Annotated in this window: 12 protein-coding genes; 3 read left to right on the top strand and 9 right to left on the bottom strand. The window is 65.7% G+C overall.

Translation table 11 applies throughout. From position 1 onward, the window contains the following. Positions 1-132 precede the first annotated feature (132 nt). Genes ACFOMD_RS10080 through ACFOMD_RS10070 form a run of 3 tightly spaced genes read right to left on the bottom strand, consistent with a single transcriptional unit; the run spans position 133 to position 4838 of the window. Positions 133-1290 (bottom strand): NAD(P)/FAD-dependent oxidoreductase, encoded by a 1158-nt coding sequence (locus tag ACFOMD_RS10080; RefSeq protein WP_380860744.1) that lies wholly within the window; start codon positions 1288-1290, stop codon positions 133-135. A gap of 9 nt (positions 1291-1299) precedes the next feature. Further along, the gene (locus ACFOMD_RS10075; RefSeq protein ID WP_380860741.1) at positions 1300-3024 is read right to left on the bottom strand and encodes an FAD-dependent oxidoreductase; all 1725 of its coding nucleotides are present in this window, start codon (positions 3022-3024) and stop codon (positions 1300-1302) included. Further along, entirely contained in the window at positions 3024-4838 is a 1815-nt protein-coding gene (locus tag ACFOMD_RS10070) for a DUF885 domain-containing protein (RefSeq protein ID WP_380860739.1), read from the bottom strand. The genes ACFOMD_RS10075 and ACFOMD_RS10070 overlap by 1 nt, the downstream gene beginning before the upstream one ends. A gap of 331 nt (positions 4839-5169) precedes the next feature. Here ACFOMD_RS10070 and ACFOMD_RS10065 point away from each other — a divergent pair, with 331 nt between their 5' ends. Further along, the gene (locus ACFOMD_RS10065) at positions 5170-7974 is read left to right on the top strand and encodes a TonB-dependent receptor plug domain-containing protein (RefSeq protein WP_380861036.1); all 2805 of its coding nucleotides are present in this window, start codon (positions 5170-5172) and stop codon (positions 7972-7974) included. A 219-nt stretch (positions 7975-8193) separates the two neighbouring features. Continuing rightward, complete coding sequence (locus ACFOMD_RS10060; protein ID WP_380860736.1) at positions 8194-11253, top strand: hypothetical protein; 3060 nt, start codon at positions 8194-8196, stop codon at positions 11251-11253. On the opposite strand, the gene ACFOMD_RS10055 is transcribed toward ACFOMD_RS10060, so the two are convergent. From ACFOMD_RS10055 to ACFOMD_RS10030, 6 genes are all read right to left on the bottom strand, one after another. Further along, the gene (locus ACFOMD_RS10055; RefSeq protein ID WP_380860733.1) at positions 11242-11481 is read right to left on the bottom strand and encodes a hypothetical protein; all 240 of its coding nucleotides are present in this window, start codon (positions 11479-11481) and stop codon (positions 11242-11244) included. The genes ACFOMD_RS10060 and ACFOMD_RS10055 overlap by 12 nt on opposite strands. A 258-nt stretch (positions 11482-11739) precedes the next feature. After that, entirely contained in the window at positions 11740-12561 is an 822-nt protein-coding gene (locus tag ACFOMD_RS10050; protein WP_380860730.1) for an alpha/beta hydrolase, read from the bottom strand. Further along, a complete protein-coding gene (locus ACFOMD_RS10045) occupies positions 12558-14738 on the bottom strand; it encodes a TonB-dependent receptor (RefSeq protein WP_380860727.1) in 2181 nt (726 codons plus the stop codon). Before ACFOMD_RS10045 ends, ACFOMD_RS10050 begins: the two co-directional genes overlap by 4 nt. Before the next feature lie 251 nt (positions 14739-14989). Then, the gene (locus tag ACFOMD_RS10040; protein ID WP_380860724.1) at positions 14990-15481 is read right to left on the bottom strand and encodes an aromatic-ring-hydroxylating dioxygenase subunit beta; all 492 of its coding nucleotides are present in this window, start codon (positions 15479-15481) and stop codon (positions 14990-14992) included. A 3-nt stretch (positions 15482-15484) separates the two neighbouring features. Beyond that, positions 15485-16756 carry an aromatic ring-hydroxylating oxygenase subunit alpha gene (locus ACFOMD_RS10035; RefSeq protein ID WP_380860721.1) on the bottom strand — a complete coding sequence of 424 codons (1272 nt, stop codon included), beginning with the start codon at positions 16754-16756 and terminating at the stop codon, positions 15485-15487. Positions 16757-16900: 144 nt separating this feature from the next. After that, the gene (locus ACFOMD_RS10030) at positions 16901-18028 is read right to left on the bottom strand and encodes an AraC family transcriptional regulator (RefSeq protein ID WP_380860718.1); all 1128 of its coding nucleotides are present in this window, start codon (positions 18026-18028) and stop codon (positions 16901-16903) included. 70 nt (positions 18029-18098) lie between these two features. Between ACFOMD_RS10030 and ACFOMD_RS10025 the strand changes: the two genes are divergently transcribed. Further along, positions 18099-18923, top strand: a complete 825-nt coding sequence (locus ACFOMD_RS10025) for an alpha/beta fold hydrolase (protein ID WP_380860715.1) — start codon at positions 18099-18101, stop codon at positions 18921-18923. Positions 18924-18928 lie beyond the last annotated feature (5 nt).

The raw sequence follows: 18928 nt of genomic DNA, 5'->3' as shown, positions 1-18928 counted from the left end.
TAGCCACTTTCAGGCAAGGTTCAAACTTATAATTGGTTGATCGAGGCCCGAATCTCATCACCGTCAATCAGGCTAGAACCATCCCTAATCTGTGCGCACAGCGATCTCAGGTAACAAGGCTTCGACCGCGAGCTAGATGAACCGCCCGGGCGTGAACAGGCTCATGTCCTCCCCCGGATCGCGCCCGAGGATCGCGCTGGCGACCATGTGCGCCGACAGCGGGCCGAGCGTGTACCCGGCATCACCCGGGATGGCGGTGAAAAGGCCCGGTATCGTCGGCACCTCGCCAAGCACGCCCATGCCATCGACCGAAGTGTTGATCCCCGCCCAGGTGCGGATGATGCGCAGGTTGCCGAGGCGCGGCACGATGTGCTGCGCGAGGGTGGCGTTGGCGATGAGGCTGGCCAGTTCGACTTCGGGGTGGCCGCTGTCGTCCGCCAGCCGCGCCGGCCAGCCGCCGCCGATCACGATCTGCCCGGTGCCGAATTGCTTCAGCGTGATCATCCGGTCGGCGTGCTGCACGAGATGGCCGATCAACGGCTCCGTCGCCTCGGTGATATTCATGTGGAGCGGCTCAGCCGACGCCGGGAGTGCGAAGCCTTCTCCGATCGAGGCGGCGAGCGCCTTCGCACCGGCGGCAGCGGCCAGCACGACGCGGCCCGCGCGGACGACCCCGATCGACGTCCGGACATCGAACCCCGTACCCGACCGCTCGATGGTCTCGGCCGCGACGTTCTCGGCCAACACGACCCCGCGCGCGCGGATCCACCGCCGGATCGCCGTGTTACAGAGCAGCGGGTTGAGCTTCCCCTCGTTGGCGCAGAGTTCGGCACCGACGATCGCCGGGCTGAAATAGGGCGCAATGGCGTCGAGACCGGCGCGATCGAGGATCTCCACGTCAAGACCGAGCCGCTTTTCCCGCTCCGCCTTCAGCTTCAGGAAATCCAGCTGCTCCTGGCTTTCCGCGACCATGAGCCCGCCGGTGATCTTCAGGTCGAAATCGACGCCGAGCTTGTCCTCGAACGTGCGCCAGAACGCGACCGCCTTAGGATACAGCGGCAGCTGCCGCTCCATGTTGGGCACGTTCTGCGGATAGAGGCGCATGAAGCGACTCTGCATCTGCACGTGCAGGCTGCCCGCATTGGAAGACGAACCGCCACCGCGACCGTCATCGACGAGGAGAACCTCCTCGCCTTCGTCGGCCAGGAAACCCGCGACGCAGGAGCCGACGATGCCGCCGCCGATGACCAGCGTGCCGATCGACGGCGGGAGGGGAACAGCGGCTTGCACGACGGCGGATCAGTCGGATGCCGACGCCAGATCGCGGATCGCGATCGGCTTTACCGGCACGCGCGGCGCGAAGCCCGAGTGCTCGTCCGGCTGCCTGTCCGAGCCCTGGGCGAGAAGCGCTTCGAGAAGCGGCCGGCAATAGCGGCCCTGGCAGGGACCCATCCCGATGCGCGTCGCGCGTTTCAACGGCCCCGCGGCGATCACCCCCTCGGCCAGCGCCGCGCGGGCGTCGCCGAAGCACACCTCTTCGCAACGGCAGATGATCGTGTCGTCGCTCGCCTGCTCGATCCGGTAGGGCGGCGCGCGATAGAGCGTCCACAGCGCCCGCTGAAAGCGGCGATGTCGGTCGCCCTGCTTCTTCGCCGCCTCTCGTTCGCGTTCGAGCGCCGGCGCCAGCGGCAAGCCGAGCTCCGCGGCAGCGGCATAGCCGGCGACCGCGCCATCGGCGGCAGCCACCCGGGCGCCGCCCATCGCGGTACAATCGCCGAGCGCATAGACGCCGGCGACACTGGTACGACCGTCGCCATCGCGTCGCGTCACCAGCCGGTTCTGCTCAGCGTCGAAGTCATGCCGGCAGCCGAGCGCGCGAAGCAATTCGTTGGAAGGTTCGAATCCGTAGCCGATGCACAGGGCATCGACCTCGAACCGGCGATGGCCGCCGTTTTCCGAGGCGTTCTTGAGCGTGACGGCGAGACCCTCGGCAGTCCGCTCGATGGCGGCGACGACCATGCCGTCGATCATTGGCACACCGCGTGTCATTCGCTGCCAGTGATAGCGGATGCCGTCGCGGACGAGCGAAGGGGCCGCCGCGGCCATGGCCACCAGCGCGCCAAGATGCCGCGCGCCCGGCCGCGCCGATTCGACGACAGCCGCAACCTCGGCACCTCCTGCGAGCAACTCCGCCGCGAGCTGAAGATTCAGGGGGCCATTGCCGGCGATCAACACGCGCCGTCCGGGCAGCCGCCGGGCGGTACGCCACAGCGTCTGTGCAGCGCCGGTGGTCATCACGCCAGGCAATTGCCAGCCGGGGACCGGCCATCCGCGCTCATAGGCCCCCGTCGCCACGATCGCGGCCTTCGGCAGGTAGCGCACCGCGCCCCGATCGTCGGAGGCGGTGAATTCGGCTGGCGCGAACGCGCCCCACACCATCACGCCGGTTCGGATCTCGACGCCTGCCTCGAGCGCGCGGCGTACCAGCGCGAGTCCCTCGCGGTGCTGGGCATCCGGCGGCGCCACGTCTTCGCCATCGACGGCGAGGGGTTTGAAATACTGCCCACCCGGATAGCGGCGCTCGTCGACCACCACGACCGCCGCGCCGGCGCGCCGCGCCGCGATGGCCGCCGACAGGCCGCCCGGCCCGGCGCCGATCACCAGCACGTCCGGCCGCTCGGTTCGCAAGCTTTCGGCGGTGGCAGGCGGCAGCGCCGTCACCTCGGCGGCGAGAGCTTGGCCGTGGCGTTGGCGGCGGACGCGCAGCGGCCGGTCGATGCTCGTCATGCACGCGCGCTGGTTCGGCACACCGTCGACCTCGACGAGGCAATCCTGGCAAACGCCCATGCCGCAGAAGACGCCGCGGTCGGCGCCGGTGCGCGTCGCGCGCAGACCGCGAATGCCATGGGCCGTCAGCGTTGCCGCCACCGTCTCGCCGGCGCGCGCTTCGATCGACCATCCTTCGAAATCGATGCGGATGGGATCGCGCACCGCCGGTTCGACGCTGTCGAGCCGGGCGGTCATCAGGCCGTACGCATCTTGTCCGCTGCCCAGGCCGCAACCGACGCCTCAAGCACGCCCATCGGCACCGGACCCGACTTCAGCACCAGGTCGTGGAAGTCGCGCACGTCGAAACGCGCGCCCATCTTCGCCCGCGCGGCCTCGCGCGCCGCGAAGATGCGATTGGCGCCGACCTTGAAGGCGCAGGCCTGGCCGGGGATGACGCAGTAACGCACGATCTCGCGATCGGTCGAGATCGGCGGCTCGCCGGCGTTCTCGACCATCCACTTCACCGCCTGCTCGCGGTTCCAGCGCTCGTGATGCATGCCGGTATCGACGACGATGCGCGCCGCGCGGAACAGCTGCGACTGCAGTCCGCCGATCTGGCCGAACGGGTTGTTCTCGTAGACGCCCAGCTCGTCGGCGACATTCTCGGCATAGAGCGCCCAGCCTTCGCTGTACGCGGAGAAGCGCACCAGCTGCCGGAACAGTGGCAGCGCCGGCGTATTGCGCATCACGCTCGCCTGATAATGATGGCCGGGGACGCCTTCGTGGTGGATCAGCGTCGGCATCCGCCACGCTGCATTCTCCTCCGGCTGCAGCAGGTTGACGGTGATCAGGCCTTTCCCCTCGCTGCCGAGGCCATGGTACATCGCGCCCGGCGATCCCGGCTCGACGGCCGGCGCCATGCGGCGCACTTCGACCGGGTGGATGTCCACGGTGTGGAAGCCGTTACCAAGCTTCGCCGTCGTGTCCTTGATCTGCTGGTCGGCCAGCGCCAGCAGCCTGGCACGACCTTCGTCGCCGGTGGCGCGGAAGCGCGGATCATTGTCGAGCGCCGCCAGCCGCTCGCCGACGGTGCCCTTCGTCAGTCCCTGCGCCTTCAGCAGCCGGTCGATGCGTGCGGACAGGTCCCGGCACTGCTCAAGACCTTCCTTGTGCAGCTCACCCCCGGTGACGTTCGCCGTCGTGTTCGCGCGAAGCGCCGAGGCGTAATAGGCCTCGCCATCGGGCAGCCGCCACACGCCGGCGGTATCGGAGGCGCGCGGACGCAGCGCTTCCAGCGCGGCAATCTGGCGGTTGAACGCCGGCACGATCCGCGTGCGCAGGATGGTCTCCGCGCGCTGCGTCTGGTCGCCATAGCCCTGCGCCGCGATGCGCTTCAGCATCGGCGCGATGAGCTGGCTCTTTGCCGGCGGCTCGTCGCGGATCGCCTTCAGCTGCGGGATGGTGCGGTCGATGACGAAGCTCGGCGGCGTCACGCCGTTCGCTGCGTCGTAACGGATGAGATCGGTTTCCTGGTCGAGCACGATGGCGAAGCCGTCGAGCCGCGACAGCCAGTGCTCGACATCGACGGCGGCATCGAGCGGCTGCCGCTCGCCGATGGAGCCTGGCAGCCACCACCATGCGCCGCCCATCTGCTGAACGACATAAGGGCTCGGCCGCAGGTTGAGGTCGACGAAGCCGTAGCGGCCGAGCAGGTCGTCGAGCGTCGTGTAGACGAAGCGCGCCACATCATAATCGAGGGTTGCCCCGGACGACAGCGCGCCACGGTCGATCCGCGACAGGTCGGACAGTGCGACCTTGATCGCGGCGCGATCACGCTCGCGCGCGGCCTGCGACCGATCGTCGAGCTTCCCCCGCGCGTCCGGATAAGCCTTTGGGTCGTGGCGGCTGCTGCTCGCTTCCTGCGGCATGCGGCGGAGATAGGCTTCCCCGTGACGCTGCAGCAGCGCCGCCAGCGCCGCGTCCTGCTGCCCGGCCGCCGCGAATGCCGGCACTGCGCCGCTCATGGCAAGCGCTGCCGCGCCCTGCAGGAAACTACGCCGCTCGATCATGCAACCTCCACCCGTTCAGCAGGAAGATTGTTGCGGCATCAGCGCGGCCATCGCAACGAAAATCGCGCACAGCGATTGCGCTATCGAACCGACAAGTGTTGCAGATTTTCAACTGCTCGGCTGCATATCGAATCTGCCTTTAGCGGTAAATGTACGATTACTATATGTTATAACAGGGTTTTTACGAGTTATCCACAAAGTGCAGGCGCTCGTTACGGCTCGTTGACTAAATCGTATTGCGGACACTATAGCCGCATAGCGAACAAAATTCGGAGAGATTCTCATGTTCAGGGCGGTTGGTCGTAAAGCTTTATTGTTGGCGTCGGTGGCGATGGTGAGCCAGGCTCCGGCCTGGGCGCAGGACGCCGCGTCGACGGAGGAGCCGGGTGAGGAGATCGTGGTCACCGGCTCGCGCCTGTCGTCGCGCGATAACATCAGCAGCAGCCCGGTCAACACGACCACTTCCGAAGAGCTGGCGCTGCAGGGCACCGTCAACATCGAGGACGCGCTCGTCGAGCTGCCGCAGGCGGTTCCGGGCACCTCGAGCAGCAACAACAACGGCTCGAACGGCACCACCACGGTGAACCTTCGCGGCCTTGGCGACGTGCGCACGCTCGTGCTCGTCGACGGCAAGCGCTGGATCCCGTCCGGCAACACCGGCGTCGTCGACCTCAACACAATCCCGACCGCGCTGATCAAGCGCGTCGAGGTGGTCACCGGCGGCGCCTCGGCGGTGTACGGTTCGGACGCGCTTGCGGGCGTCGTCAACTTCATCCTCGACGATTCGTTCGAGGGCGTGCGCGTCGACACCAGCTACGGCATCACCGAGCGCGGCGACGGCGGCACCTTCGACGCCAACCTGACCGTTGGCGGCGAGTTCGGCGACGGCCGCGGCAATGCGACGGCGTGGATTGGCTATACCGAGCGCAAGCCGGTGTTTCAGGGCGACCGCGACTTCTCGGAATTCGCGCTGGCCGCCAACCGCACCGACGACGGTCTGATCCGTTCGGGTTCGACGACCTCGTTCCCGACCAACATCCTGCTGTCGGCGGTTTCCAACCGCTTCATCGACACCGACGGCGATTCGACGGTCAGCTTCGGCCCCAACGGCGAGCTGGTCGGCGTCGCGTCCAACTACAACACCAACCCGGTGAACTACCTGCTGGTCCCGCAGAAGCGCCTGCTCGCGGGTGCGAACTTCACCTACGACTTCGATGGCGTCGAAGCCTTCGGTCGCCTGACCTTCGCCAACAACCGCGTTTCGACGCAGCTGGCGCCGTCGGGCACCTTCTTCTCATCCTTCTTCATCAACCCGGACAATCCCTTCATTCCCGCCGCGACGATGGCGGCACTGGCTCGCGAAGCCGGCCCGGCGGGCACCAATGCGCTCGGCCAGTACCGCGTGTCGATCGGCTACCGCTTCGCTGCCCCGCGCAAGTCGGACTTCTCGCGCAACGCCTATCAGGTGTTGACGGGCGTCCGCGGCGATATCGGCGATCGCTGGAAGTGGGAGGCGTTCGGGCAATATTCGCGCACCGAGATGCAGACCGCGCTGTTCGGTGACGGCGACGCGAGGACCGTCCAGCAGGCGCTGCTGGCGCGCAACGTGGGCGGCACCATCCAGTGCATCGATCCGTCGAACGGTTGCGTCCCGCTCAACCTGTTCACCAGCGATCCCAACAAGATCTCGCAGGCGGCCATCGACTTCATCAGCCTCGACCTTCAGGTCCAGGCGACCACCGAACAGAGCGTGCTCGGCGGCACCTTGGCCGGCGACCTCGGCGACAGCTTCACGTCGCCGTGGGCCGGGAGCCCGATCGGCCTCGCCTTCGGCGTCGAGTATCGCGACGAGGACTCGGTCAATCGTCCGGACGCCAACTATGCGGCTGGCCGCTCGTTGGGCTTCACGTCGGCACCGATCGTGGTCGGTGGCCTGAATGTGAAGGAAGTCTACGGCGAGGTTCGTGTGCCGCTGATCGAGGACAAGCCGTTCTTCCACGCGCTGACCTTCGAGGGCGGCTACCGCGTTTCCGACTATTCGACGTCGGCCGGCACCATCCAGACCTTCAAGGCCGGCGGCGACTGGGCGCCCATCGAATCGCTCCGCTTCCGCGGCCTGTACCAGCGCGCCGTTCGCGCGCCGAACATCAACGAGCTGTTCCAGCCGCAGGTCGAAGGCGCCACGACCGGCACCGACCCCTGCGCGGGTCCGACGCCGGCTGGTTCGCGCGAGCTTTGCGAAGCCACGGGCGTTCCGGCCGGTCGCTACGGCGCCGTGCCGCTGCCGCCGGCGGGCCAGTTCCAGTCGTTCCAGGGCGGTAACCCCGACCTCGACGTCGAGAAGTCGAACACCTACACCATCGGTGCGGTGTTCCAGCCGAGCTTCGCGCCGCGCCTGTCGATCACGGCCGACTATTATAGCGTGAAGATTACCGATGCGATCGCGCCGCTCGCCGGCGGTGCGCAGAACGCGCTCAACGCCTGCTATCTGACGACCAAGGACGTCAACAGCGTGTTCTGCCAGCGCATCGTTCGCGATCCGGTGAACGGCGCCCTGTTCGGCGGCAACGAGCCGGGCATCTACGCGACGCAGGTCAACACCGGCCGCATCTCGACGAAGGGTGTCGACGTCAGCGCCAACTACAGCTTCGACCTCGGCGAATGGGGTGGCCTGCGCGCCAACTTCGTCGCCACCTATGTCGACAGCTTCATTCGTCAGGGCGGCCAGGGCCTGCCGGCCTTCGAATGCGCCGGCCGCTTCGGCTCGGTCTGCAACCAGGTGACACCGGACTTCAAGACGACCACTCGCCTGACCTGGGACATCGAGCCGGTGCTGCTCTCGCTGCGCTGGCGTCACCTGGACAGCGTCGAGCTCGACCGTATCGCGCTCGGCACCGACTCCAACGGCCGTGCGCCGGTGGAGAAGCTCGGCGCTCGCGACTACTTCGACTTCGACTTCGCGGTCGACGTGCGCGAGGGAATGACGATCAGCGGCGGCATTGCCAACCTGTTCGACAAGACCCCGCCGATCTTCGGAAGCGACGTCGGCGGTAACGGCGCCAGCGCCAACACCTACCCGGGCACCTACGACGGTCTCGGTCGGTCGTTCCGCATCGGGGCGCAGCTCCACTTCTAGCGGATACGACCTGTATCATCGTGGACCGCCGCGCCGGGTGCCTGAAGCATCCCGACGCGGCGGTCGACACTTTAATTCCGGGAGCGTGCACCTCCATCCAAGCCGCTCTGCCAATGGGTAATCGCCGTGATCCTTCGCAGTGTCGCGCTTGCGCTCCTCGTTTCCCTACCGATGGTCGGACTTCACGCGCAGTCGCCAGCTCCCGCACCTGCCGCCCTTATGACGGCAGCCGTCGATCCGGCACTCTACGCCGGTCTTTCGTACCGAATGGTCGGGCCGTTCCGCGGCGGTCGCGCGACCGCCGTAGCCGGCATCGCCGAGCAGCCCCACACGTTCTTCATGGGCACCACCGGCGGCGGTGTATGGAAGACCGACGACGCTGGCGGCCACTGGAAGAACGTCACCGACGGCTTCCTCGACGTCGGCAATATCGGCGCGATCGACGTGGCCGACAGCGACCCGCGCATCATCTATGTCGGCACCGGCTCGGCGGGCATCCGCGGCAACAGCTCGGTGGGCCGCGGCGTGTGGAAGTCGACCGACGGCGGCGCGACATGGCGTTACCTGGGACTCCCGGAATCGGGCGCCATCGGCAAGCTGCTGGTGCATCCGACCAATCCTGACATCGTCTATGTAACAGCGCTCGGCCGCCCCTTCGGCCGGAACCCGGAACGCGGCGTCTATCGCACGCGCGACGGCGGCGCCACGTGGGAGCAGGTGCTGTTCCTGAACGACGGCACTGGCGCGGTGACGCTCTCCATGAGCCCGGACAATCCGGACGAAATCTACGCCGGCATGTCGCGCATCGAGCGCAAGCCGTGGACGATGATCTCCGGCAGTCCCGAGGGCGGCGTCTACCGCACCACCGATGGCGGGGCTTCGTGGAAGAAGCTTGCCGGCGGCCTGCCGACGGGGCTCGTGGGCAAGGTCGGGGTGACGGTGTCGCCCGCCAACCCGAAGCGCGTCTGGGCGCTGGTGGAGGCGGAGCCGGACGGCGGGCTCTATCGCTCCGACGACCGTGGCGAGACTTGGACGCGGATCAACACCGACGCGCAGGTGCGCGGGCGGCCGTGGTATTATGCGCACGTACGCGCCGACCCGGTCGACCCGAATACCGTCTTCGTGATGAACGTGCCGCTGCTGCGTTCCACCGATGGCGGCGTCACGTTCAAGGTGGTGCCGGTGCCGCACGGCGACGTCCACGACATCTGGATCAACCCGCGCGACCCGAGAATTTTCGGCGTGGCCGACGACGGCGGCACGGTGGTGACGCTCAACAACGGGCGCACCTTCTCGTCGATGTACAACCAGCCCACCGCCGAGCTGTACGACGTGGTGGTGGACAATCAGATTCCCTACCGCCTGTACGGGTCGCAGCAGGACAGCTCGAGCATCAGCGTGTTGCAGCGGCGGTTGAACAACTCGCTGCGCCCCCAGCAGGAGTGGGGCTATGCCTCGGGCTGCGAGACGGGGCCTATCGCGTTGCACCCGGACCATCCGGAGATCGTGTTCGGCGGCTGCTACGGCGGCCACATCAACCGGCAGGACATGCGCGACGACACGCGCGTGAGTGTGACGGTCTATCCCGAGGCGTCGGCGATCGCGCCGCGCGACAAGATCAACCGGTGGCAGTGGCTGTCGCCGATCGTGGTGAGCCCGCACGACCCGGCCACCGTGTACCACGCGAGCCAGTATCTGTATCGCAGCCGCGACCGCGGCAACAGCTGGACGCGGATCTCGCCGGACCTGACGACGAACGACAAACGCTACCAGGCGTGGCCGGGCGAGCCGATCACCGCGGACAACCCCAACGGGGCGGAGACGTTCACGACGATCTTCGCGGTCACGCCGTCGCCGCACGACGCGCGCACGATCTGGGTGGGCACCGATGACGGCCGCGTCCACATCACGCGCGACGACGGCAAGAGCTGGACCGACATCACCCCGGCGGGGCTGCCGCCGCTCACCACCGTGAACCGCCTCGAGGTGTCGCCGCATGCGCCGGGCCGCGCCATCGTGGCCGCGCATCGCTACCGGCTCGACGATTTCAGTCCCTACGTCTACCGCACCGAAGACTACGGTCGCACGTGGACGCGGATCGCCGACGGCACCAACGGCATCCCCGCCGACCACCCGGTGCGGGTGGTGCGCGAGGACGACAAGCGGCGCGGGCTCTTGTACGCCGGCACCGAATTCGGGCTCTTCGTCTCGTTCGACGACGGCGCGCGGTGGCAGTCGCTGCAGCTCAACCTGCCGGCCTCGCCGGTGATGGACCTCAAGGTGCACCGCGGCGATCTGGCGGTGGCCACCCAGGGACGTTCCTTCTGGATTCTCGACGATCTGGGACCGCTGCGAGAGCTGGCCGCCGATGCGGCTCCCCGCGCGGCGCGCCTCTATGCCCCGCGCACGGCCGCGCGCGGCGTGGTCGGGGCGCCGCTCCGCGAGGTCGACCTCGTCCTTCCCGACGACCTGCCGCACGGCGCGCTGATCCACTATCTGCTCGCCGCCGACGCGCCGGAGGCGACGGTCGAGGTTCTGGATGCGCGCGGCACGGTATTGCGACGCTTCAGCGCCGGCGGCACCGGCGCCGAAAAGCTGGCGACAAAGGCCGGATTCCACCGCCTCGTGTGGGACCTGCGCGCCGATGGGCCGTTGGCGTCGGAGCCGAACGGCACCATCAAGCGTGACGGGCAGGGGATAAAGGTTTCACCGGGGCGCTACACCGTGCGGCTCACTGCAGGGTCGCTCGTGGAGACGCGTCCGCTGACGGTGACCGGCAATCCGCGCGCGCGCAGCATCACACAGGCCGATTACGACGCTCAGTACGTCCTGGCCAAGGCCGTGCGCGACACGATCACCGGCATGAACCGCGTGCTCGCCGATGTGCGCGCGCTGCGACGCGCCGTGCCAACCGCGGCGATCACCGCCACTGGCGCCGGCCCAGAGCTGGCAAGCCGCGCCGCCGCGCTCGATGCCGCGCTCCGTGAGGTGGAGGCGTCGATTGCGCCGCTGCCTGTGCCGGGCGTACGCGACGTGCCCGCCGGCCTGAGCGCACACTATGACACGCTCTACGGCGCGCTGGTGGGCGACGGCGGCTACGGCTCGGGGAGTGCCGAAGGACGTCCGACCGCGAGCCGGTTCCAGCGCAAGGCGGACCTCGACAGGCAGTGGCAGGCGGTGCGAACGCGGCTGAAGGCGCTCGCCGCCGAGGAGTTGGTGCGATTCAACGAAGAGGCGCGCGAACGCGGCCTTCCCGAGCTTAGCCTGTCATCCGCGTAGCGGCGCACGCCACAGCGCGGTATCGACGTCACCTACGAGACGATCCGCTGCTGGTGCGCCAAGTTCGGGCCGCAGATCGCCGCTGAGCTGAAGCGCCGGCGGCCGGCGCCCCTCGACGAGATGGTCTGCAATGTCCGCGGTCAGCGGATGTATCTCTGGAAGGGCGTCGACGACGAGGGTGAGATGCTCGACATCCTGCTCGACTCGCCGAAAGATGCTGGGCTTCAAATCTTAACACACAGCGAAGCGATTTCGCTCTTCCTTCGACCTCATCTACAACACACAGCCTCATCTCGCAGCCGCAAGGCTCTGCGAGCGATGAGGGGCGAAGCAATGCGCGAGTGGCGCGAAGTCACCGCGGCATAGGTGGACGCTGGAAGGGGCCTTTTGGCCTTTGAAAAGTTAACCTGACAGCTCTTGATGTCATTGCAAGGCCGAAGGCGCTAAGTTGAAACTCCCAAATCGCTCCAGAATTCTTGCCGCTCGCTAATCGAAGAAAGCCAATGATCGGCGTGTAAGCATCCCGTTCGGATCGCCTAGAGCGCGCGCGATGCTGAAATGGTCGTCGCCGGGCGTGGTGAGCAATGACACGGACGACCCCGCTGCCTTGGCGGCAGCGTAAAAGCTTCGGGTCTGCGCCTGGAATCCTGCCGGCTCCGTACTGCCCACGGCCAGGACAACATTGTTGGCGCCGGCAAGCGCCGCGCCGCTGATCGAAAGGCGCCGGCAATCATCTGCGCTGAGCGCAAGCGCCTTGATCTTCCCCAGCTCGGCGATGGCGGTCAGATCGAACAGCCCGCTGATCAACTGCGTGGCAAGCGGGTCGAAGGGTCGCCTGGGTGATGCCGTCAGTGCGGCGGCCAGATAGGCGCCGGCCGAATGGCCGACGACCGCTATGCGATCCAGGGCGAGTCCCCACCCCAGTGCCTCGGCGGCGATGCTCGCCGCCGCCGCTTCGACATTGGCGATAATCGCGTCGAGCGAATGGGCGGGCGCCAGGCCGTAGGTGACGGAGATATACGCGATACCGGCTTTGGTGAAGCAGGGCGCGGGAAACGCGACGGCATCCTTGTTGCCCTGTACCCAGAAGCCGCCGTGCAGGAAGATCAGCGCACCGCGCAGTCGACCGGTCGGGAAGAAAACGTCGTAAGCCAGTCCGGGCGCATTGCCGTAGGCGACGGTATGCCGCGACGGCGCCACAGCGACTGCAGTGCGGCTCGCTGCCACCCATTCGGCGACGATGTCGGGCATCGATGCAGCGACGCCCGACATCACGTCATAGTCGGCTTCGAGCCGCGGGTCGCTCATCCGAAACGGTAGCGGACCCGCACCCCGAAGGTGCGCGGCGGGGCGAGCAGCGCGTTCCGCGGAAAGCCCGTTCCGGTGCTGAGGAAGGTGGTCGTCACGATCAGCTTGTCGGTCAGGTTGCGACCATAGACGTCGAACGACCAGCGCTCATCCTTGGTAGTGAAGCCGATCGATGCGTTGATCTGCGTATAGGCTTCTTGCTCCTGAACGGGGCGGTTGTAGAAGTCGAGGAACACATCATCCTTGTAGCGCATCTCGCCGCGCGCCTTGACCTGTCCGGCCTCCAGGGGGATGTCGAGATTGATGCCGGCGGTCACCGCATGCTTCGACGTATTGGGCAGCACGTTGCCCGACAGGTTGCGGCTGACGTTGGTGATGTTGTCGACCGCGATCAGCTCGTCATACTGGGCGTCGAGATAGGCATAGGCAATGTCGAAGTTCAGCCCGTCGGTCGGCGCCAGGACCGTCTCAACCTCAAGACCGTTCACGGTGGAGTCCGCGGCGTTGGCGGTACGAACGAAGCCACCACGCGTGCTGGTGATCTGCAAGTTACTATAATCATAGTGGAACGCCGCGAGATTGAGGCGGAAGGCGCGATCGAGCGAGGTGTATTTGACGCCCGCTTCATACGACCAAACGAATTCCGGATCATAGGCTGGCGAGAACTGACCCATCGAGAAGCCGCCGCTGCGGAAGCCGCGCGCTGCCTGTAGATAAATCATCGCCTGATCGGTCGGACTGTATTCGAGCGTGAAGCGCGGCGTAACGGCGCTGGTCTTGTCGGTCTGGTCCTTGAGACATAGTCCTCCGCACAGCGGCGGGAATACCAGCGTCCCTTCCGGCACGCCGAGCAGGATACGGTCGGCATATTCGACCGCGCGGCGCTTCTCGCTCGACCAGCGCAGGCCGGCAGTGGCGCGAAGCTCGGGCAGAATCTGCACCGCGACACGACCGAACAGCGCATAGCTGCGGATGTCCTGCCGGGCGCCGGCGCGGAGGCCGGTGATCGCCGGCGCGAGGCCGATCGATCCTTCGGAGTCGACATTCTCGTCGAAATAGCTGGCGCCAAGCAGCCACTCAAACCCGCTGCTGTCGCCGACCAGCGTCAGTTCCTGCGAAATCTGCTCCGCCGATTCCTCCTGCGTGAAGCCGTTCAGACCGGGAAGGTCTGTTCGATAGAGGGCGGTCGAGGCGTCGAGTTCCGATTTGAAGAAATAGGAAGTGTCGCGATAGCCGGTGACCGAGGTCAGCTCGATTGAATCCGAGAGCGAAAACTTTGCCTCGATCGTCGCGGCAGCGAGATCCTGCTCGTTGAACGGATCCTGCTCGTTGCTGATGTTGCGCGGGTTGATCGCCGTTTCGAGACCATTCACGATCCGCGTCGGCACCGTGACGCCGCCCGCCAGCACCGGCGGCCGGACGTTGTTGAGGCCATTGCCGAGATAGACGAACGGGCCGGAACGGTCGCGCGCCCGGTAATAGTCGCCGATCACCGTCAGCTGGAAGGTATCGGACGGGTTGAATTCGATCGTGCCCCGGCCGGCGAGCGTATCGAGCGTGTCGATCTCGGTGCCGGTTGCGAGGTTGGTGCCGAAGCCGCCGCGCTTTTCGGCAGCGAAGACGAAACGGGTGCCGACCTTGTCGCTCAGCGGCGCATTGAGGATCGCCTCGGCGCGGCGCTGTTCGTCGCTGCCAACGCCGAGCTCGATCTCGCCTTCGAGGCGATCGGTCGGGCGCTTGCTGATGATGCTGACCGCGCCGCCGGTTGCGTTGCGGCCATAGAGGTCGCCCTGCGGCCCCCGCAGGATTTCGATACGCTCCATGTCGAGGAAGGACGAGCCGCCCTCGATGCTGCGGCCGATGTAGACGCCGTTTTTGTAGAGTGCCACCGAGGCGTCCGACGCCTGCGAGGTGTTGGTGTTGCCGATGCCGCGAATGTTGATGCGGGTGTTGCCCGAATAGGTCGAGATATTGAGCGAGGGAACCACGCCGTCGAGGTCGGCGAGATTGCTGTAGCCGCGCTCTTCGACGAGATCGCCCGACAGCGCAGTAATCGCGATCGGAATGTCCTGGATGCTCTCGCCGCGACGCTGCGCGGTGACGATGATCTCTTCCTCGCCCTCCGCCTGGGCAAGCACCTGCGCCGCCGATCCTCCAAGAAAAGCAATAAAAAGCATGCGAAAAGCGGTCGATTTGGACGAAGAGATGCGCGTCATGAGCCTTGCCCCACATGCTGCGGATGAATTTGTGTACAACAAAATACTGAACACGTTCATAGGCAACGTCAAACGACTGTCATCTTCTTGAGAATTGTTATCACTAAACAATTCGCTGAGTGAAAAGTCGGGTGCACCAGCAGGAAACTTCGTATTAACGTCTGTAACCTTGGGCGAGTATTTCAAACTGTTGCTGCGTGCTGAACCCGCACTCAGACGATCAGCGTGATGCGCCCGTGTGGCCGCAGCGCCTCCATGTGAAGCGTCGATTTCTTCTCCCTGATCCTTAGCGCGCCGCCGACCGCGACGAAGCGATACTCGTGGCGGCCGACATAGATGTCCTGATGCCCGCGCTGGTGCCGATAGGTGACGAAGCAGGAGGCGGCGCGCGCGGTGTCGGCGGTCGCTTCGAGCAGCTGCACGTTGGTAATGGTGTGAAGCACCTTCGACCGCGGATACTCGGCGTGGCAGGTCTTCTTCATCAGCCGTTTCACCCGCTCGCTGAGGCGAAAGCCGTTGTCAGCGATATAGTAGAGCGAGCTGGTCGACGAGGCGCCGGCCGGCGTGTCGCAGGCCGGGACGTAATAATGGCAATCCTCGGTCAGCAACTCGCGCCATTCGGGCAGCTTCCACGCGTCGAGCAGCGCGGCCTCGTGATAGAGGAAGTCCTCAACCTGGCGAGGGGTCAGCGTTCTCAGGTCCATGGCCTACGCCGCCTCCCCGCTCATGAGCCGATTCCACTGGGCCCAGAAGCCACGCATATGGCCTTCGTCCATCCAGTCCTCATTGTCCTCGCGCGGAATGCCCTTTGATACCTCGTTCCACAGCTCCTGCCGGCTGCTGAGCTCGTAGCTGACCTGGCAGGTTTCGAGCGCCTCGATGTCGTCGGGGGTAGCGAAGCCGCCAGGCCCCAGGAATTCGAGGAAATTGTTGAGCCGCGCCGAGCGCATTTCCTCGCTGTCGTCCTTGGGCGACAGCATCCACATGAAGGCATCCATGTAGCCCGGGCGAACCGGTTGAAACGATCGGATCGCGATCGCGTGGATGTTAAGTAACGCGAGATTGGGGAAAATCAGTAGGTTGAAACTTTGCCTGGTCACCCGCTCGGCGCGCTCGGCGCCGAGGCGCGCCTCGACCTCCTGCGCTTTCGCCTCGACCTGTTCGCGCACCGCCTCCCCCAGCGGCGGCTTCCAGTCGGCAACCGGCCGGCCCCAGGGGCCATAATATTGGGCGACGCCGTGACCGTTGCTGAGCTTGCGAACATAGCCTTGCGCAGTCGAAAGGTCGGGCGTCACGCCGGGCGACGCGTTGACCAGATAGTCGATGTAGCTCGGGTGCGTGCCGGGGCCGTGGTAGATGTCGATGCTATTCTCGGCGAGGCCCTTCCAGTTGCAGCGGATGCTGTATTCCTGGGTGCCGCCGACGACCTCCATGTCGGCGACGCTCTGGTCCATGATGACGTCGATATACTCCTTCGCGTCGGCCAGATAGTCGGACAGCGACATGATGGCGGGGTCGAAGCTGATGAAATAGAGGCCGCGGTAGGAGTCGATGCGCGGCACCGACACAAGGTCGACCTCACCGCACGAATTGAACTTCTCGCAGAAGCCATCGGCTCCCTGCAGGTGGATCATCTCGCCTTTGTTGTTCCACGACCAGCCATGGTAGATGCAGGTGAAGCTCTTCGCGGTGCCGCTGCGCTCCCGCGCGATCTGCGCGCCGCGGTGCGGGCAGATGTTAAGGAAGCAGCGATAGGCGCCATCGGCGCCGCGCGAGAAGATCAGCGGCCGCCGCGCGATCGTCCGCGTCAGATAGCTGTTGGGCTTCGCGAGCTCCGATTCATGGCCGACATAGAGCCAGCAGCGGTCGAAGACGCGCTCTAGCTCGGCGTCGAAGGTCTGCGGGTCGGCATAGGCCTTCCGGTTGACGCGGAACGAGCCGCGCGCCGGGTCGATCTGCACATATTCCGTCGCGGGCATGGTGTCGGTTCGACTTTCATTGAACATGTTGACTGAGCCCCAGTTCGCTGGCGGGCGCGAGCGCGTCAATCGACACCCGGCCCGAACGCGTTCTTGACTGCGCTGGCGCACCGATCGCGGCACTCGGCGACAATGATCGCTCGCTCAATTGATGCCGCGCCGCAGCGTCTCCGAGGGCGCCTCGCCGAAGCGGACCTTATACTCGCGCGAGAACATGCTGAGATTCTGGAAACCGCAGTTCATCGCGGTCTCGGTGACCGATCCGCCGAAGCCCGCGGTCTGCAAGAGCTCCTTGCGCGCCTGCTCGAGCCGGAGTTTCTTGAGCAGCGCCATCGGCGTGGTGCGGCGGAACTGGCGAAAGCCGTAGAATAGCGCCCGCGGGCTGACGCCGGCGACCTTGTGGATCTCGTCCATCGTCACCTGCTCGCGCAAATTTCCGAGTAGAAAGCGCTCGACGCGACGCACGTAATAGGGCGCCACCTGGTTGTCGCCGTGGTCGAGTTCGGCGCTGTAGCTGTTTGGGATCGAGGTGATCAGTTCGATCATCATCAGATGCTCGATCTGCCGGACGGTTCGCCAGTGCAGCGGCATGTCGTCCGCGTTGCGAAGCTGAAGCAGAATGTCGGACACGCGCCGCCACAAAGCAGCGATCCGCAAGCTCTGGTCGATGGTCGGAAAGTCGAATAGTAGCGGCCGGTCAAGGTCGTAGCCCAGCTCCTTTTCGAGCGAGCGCTGCAACGCGCTACGGCTGATCCATACCATCAGCTGGCGGCAACCATGGTTCCAGGTCTTGCGCGACCGGGTGTCGGGATTGATCACGAACATCGATCCGGCGCCGGCAAGGAAACTTTCGCCGCCCTGTTCGACGACGCACTCGCCGCCGATGTTGAGCTGGAGGAGATATCGATCGTCGAGACTTGGCGCCGTCACGTCGAAGCGACCCTCGCAGGCCACCGTAAGATGATCGAACGTCATATGCTCGAACGAGCGCTGCTCGTGCGTCAGCCTGAACCCCGGCCGCAACATGTGATGCGTCAGTTCATAGGGCCGTGTGATCCGATCCGAATAGGCGCGCGCCTCTCGGAATTGATCGGTGTCGAACAGCATCCGGCCGAAGCTCGGAAGCGCCTGTGCGGCAGCGTAGCAATCCGGTGTCATGACTTGGCCTCCCGTTCGTAGCGTACCACTCGCGCAAAGGAATCCAAGCGGCAAAATGAACATGTTCAGCAACAGGGCGATCCGGAATATGCGTTGGTCGGAAAGGCGCTGCATTGTGCGAAATTCCGTGCGCCTCACCCCCATGCGATGCCCGGCACCGAAATCTGAGCCGGGAGAATGATCGATGAGCGAGCCGAAGCTGTTCCAGCATGCGCAAGGAAAGCTGGCCTATCATGAGTTCGGCAGTGGGTCCGAAGTGCTGGTATTGCTGCATGGCGGCGGCCCCGGTGCAGGAGGCCTCAGCAATTATCGCCGCAATGTCGATACGCTGGGCGCCGAATATCGGCTGATCGTTCCTGACTTCCCCGGCTTCGGCGATTCCGATCCCATCGACATGAGCGGCGGCGTGTTCGCCTCGTTCGCCGGCGTCATCGTCGAACTGCTCGATCATCTCGGCATCGCAAAGGCGCATTATGTTGGCAACTCGCTGGGCGGCGCGGTGTCGCTCAAGACGGCGCTCGACCATGGCGACCGTGTCGACAAGCTGATCCTGATGGGCGCCGCCGGCGGCAAGCAGATCCTCACTCCCGCGCTTTCCGAGGGGCTGAAGCACCTGTTCGGCTATTACCGCGGACCCGGCCCCTCGCTCGAAAAGCTGCGCGTCTTCCTGTCGACGATGGTGCACGACGTCACCGCACTGACTCCCGAACTGATCGAGGAGCGCTACCGCGTCAGCACCGACCCGCGCCAGATTGCGCATAATCCGTTTGGTCAGGACCCGATGCCGGTGATCGAGGAGCTATGGCGCGAGCCGCTGGCGCGCGTCACGCACAAGACACTGATGATCTGGGGCCGCGACGACCGCACGATCCCGCTCGACAGCGCGCTCATCTATCTGGCGCAGCTCCCCGATGCCGAGCTGCATGTCTTTTCCAACTGCGGGCATTGGGCGCAGTGGGAGAAGGCGCCCGAATTCAACCGGCTGGTCTCGGAATTCCTGACGCGCTAACCAGA

Origin of the sequence: Sphingoaurantiacus capsulatus (assembly GCF_042648405.1) — a bacterium.
Taxonomy (GTDB): domain Bacteria; phylum Pseudomonadota; class Alphaproteobacteria; order Sphingomonadales; family Sphingomonadaceae; genus Sphingoaurantiacus; species Sphingoaurantiacus capsulatus.
The sequence above is the reverse complement of the archived record's forward strand: the minus strand, read 5'-3'. Positions and strand labels throughout refer to the sequence as shown.

Excerpts from the sequence above, each read along its gene's own strand:
- ACFOMD_RS10060 (WP_380860736.1), top strand. The coding sequence starts at position 8,194 with ATGACGGCAGCCGTCGATCCGGCACTCTACGCCGGTCTTTCGTACCGA.
- ACFOMD_RS10075 (WP_380860741.1), bottom strand. The coding sequence starts at position 3,024 with ATGACCGCCCGGCTCGACAGCGTCGAACCGGCGGTGCGCGATCCCATC.
- ACFOMD_RS10045 (WP_380860727.1), bottom strand. The coding sequence starts at position 14,738 with ATGCTTTTTATTGCTTTTCTTGGAGGATCGGCGGCGCAGGTGCTTGCC.
- ACFOMD_RS10025 (WP_380860715.1), top strand. The coding sequence starts at position 18,099 with ATGAGCGAGCCGAAGCTGTTCCAGCATGCGCAAGGAAAGCTGGCCTAT.
- ACFOMD_RS10035 (WP_380860721.1), bottom strand. The coding sequence starts at position 16,756 with ATGCCCGCGACGGAATATGTGCAGATCGACCCGGCGCGCGGCTCGTTC.
- ACFOMD_RS10070 (WP_380860739.1), bottom strand. The coding sequence starts at position 4,838 with ATGATCGAGCGGCGTAGTTTCCTGCAGGGCGCGGCAGCGCTTGCCATG.
- ACFOMD_RS10050 (WP_380860730.1), bottom strand. The coding sequence starts at position 12,561 with ATGAGCGACCCGCGGCTCGAAGCCGACTATGACGTGATGTCGGGCGTC.
- ACFOMD_RS10030 (WP_380860718.1), bottom strand. The coding sequence starts at position 18,028 with ATGCAGCGCCTTTCCGACCAACGCATATTCCGGATCGCCCTGTTGCTG.
- ACFOMD_RS10065 (WP_380861036.1), top strand. The coding sequence starts at position 5,170 with ATGGTGAGCCAGGCTCCGGCCTGGGCGCAGGACGCCGCGTCGACGGAG.
- ACFOMD_RS10040 (WP_380860724.1), bottom strand. The coding sequence starts at position 15,481 with ATGGACCTGAGAACGCTGACCCCTCGCCAGGTTGAGGACTTCCTCTAT.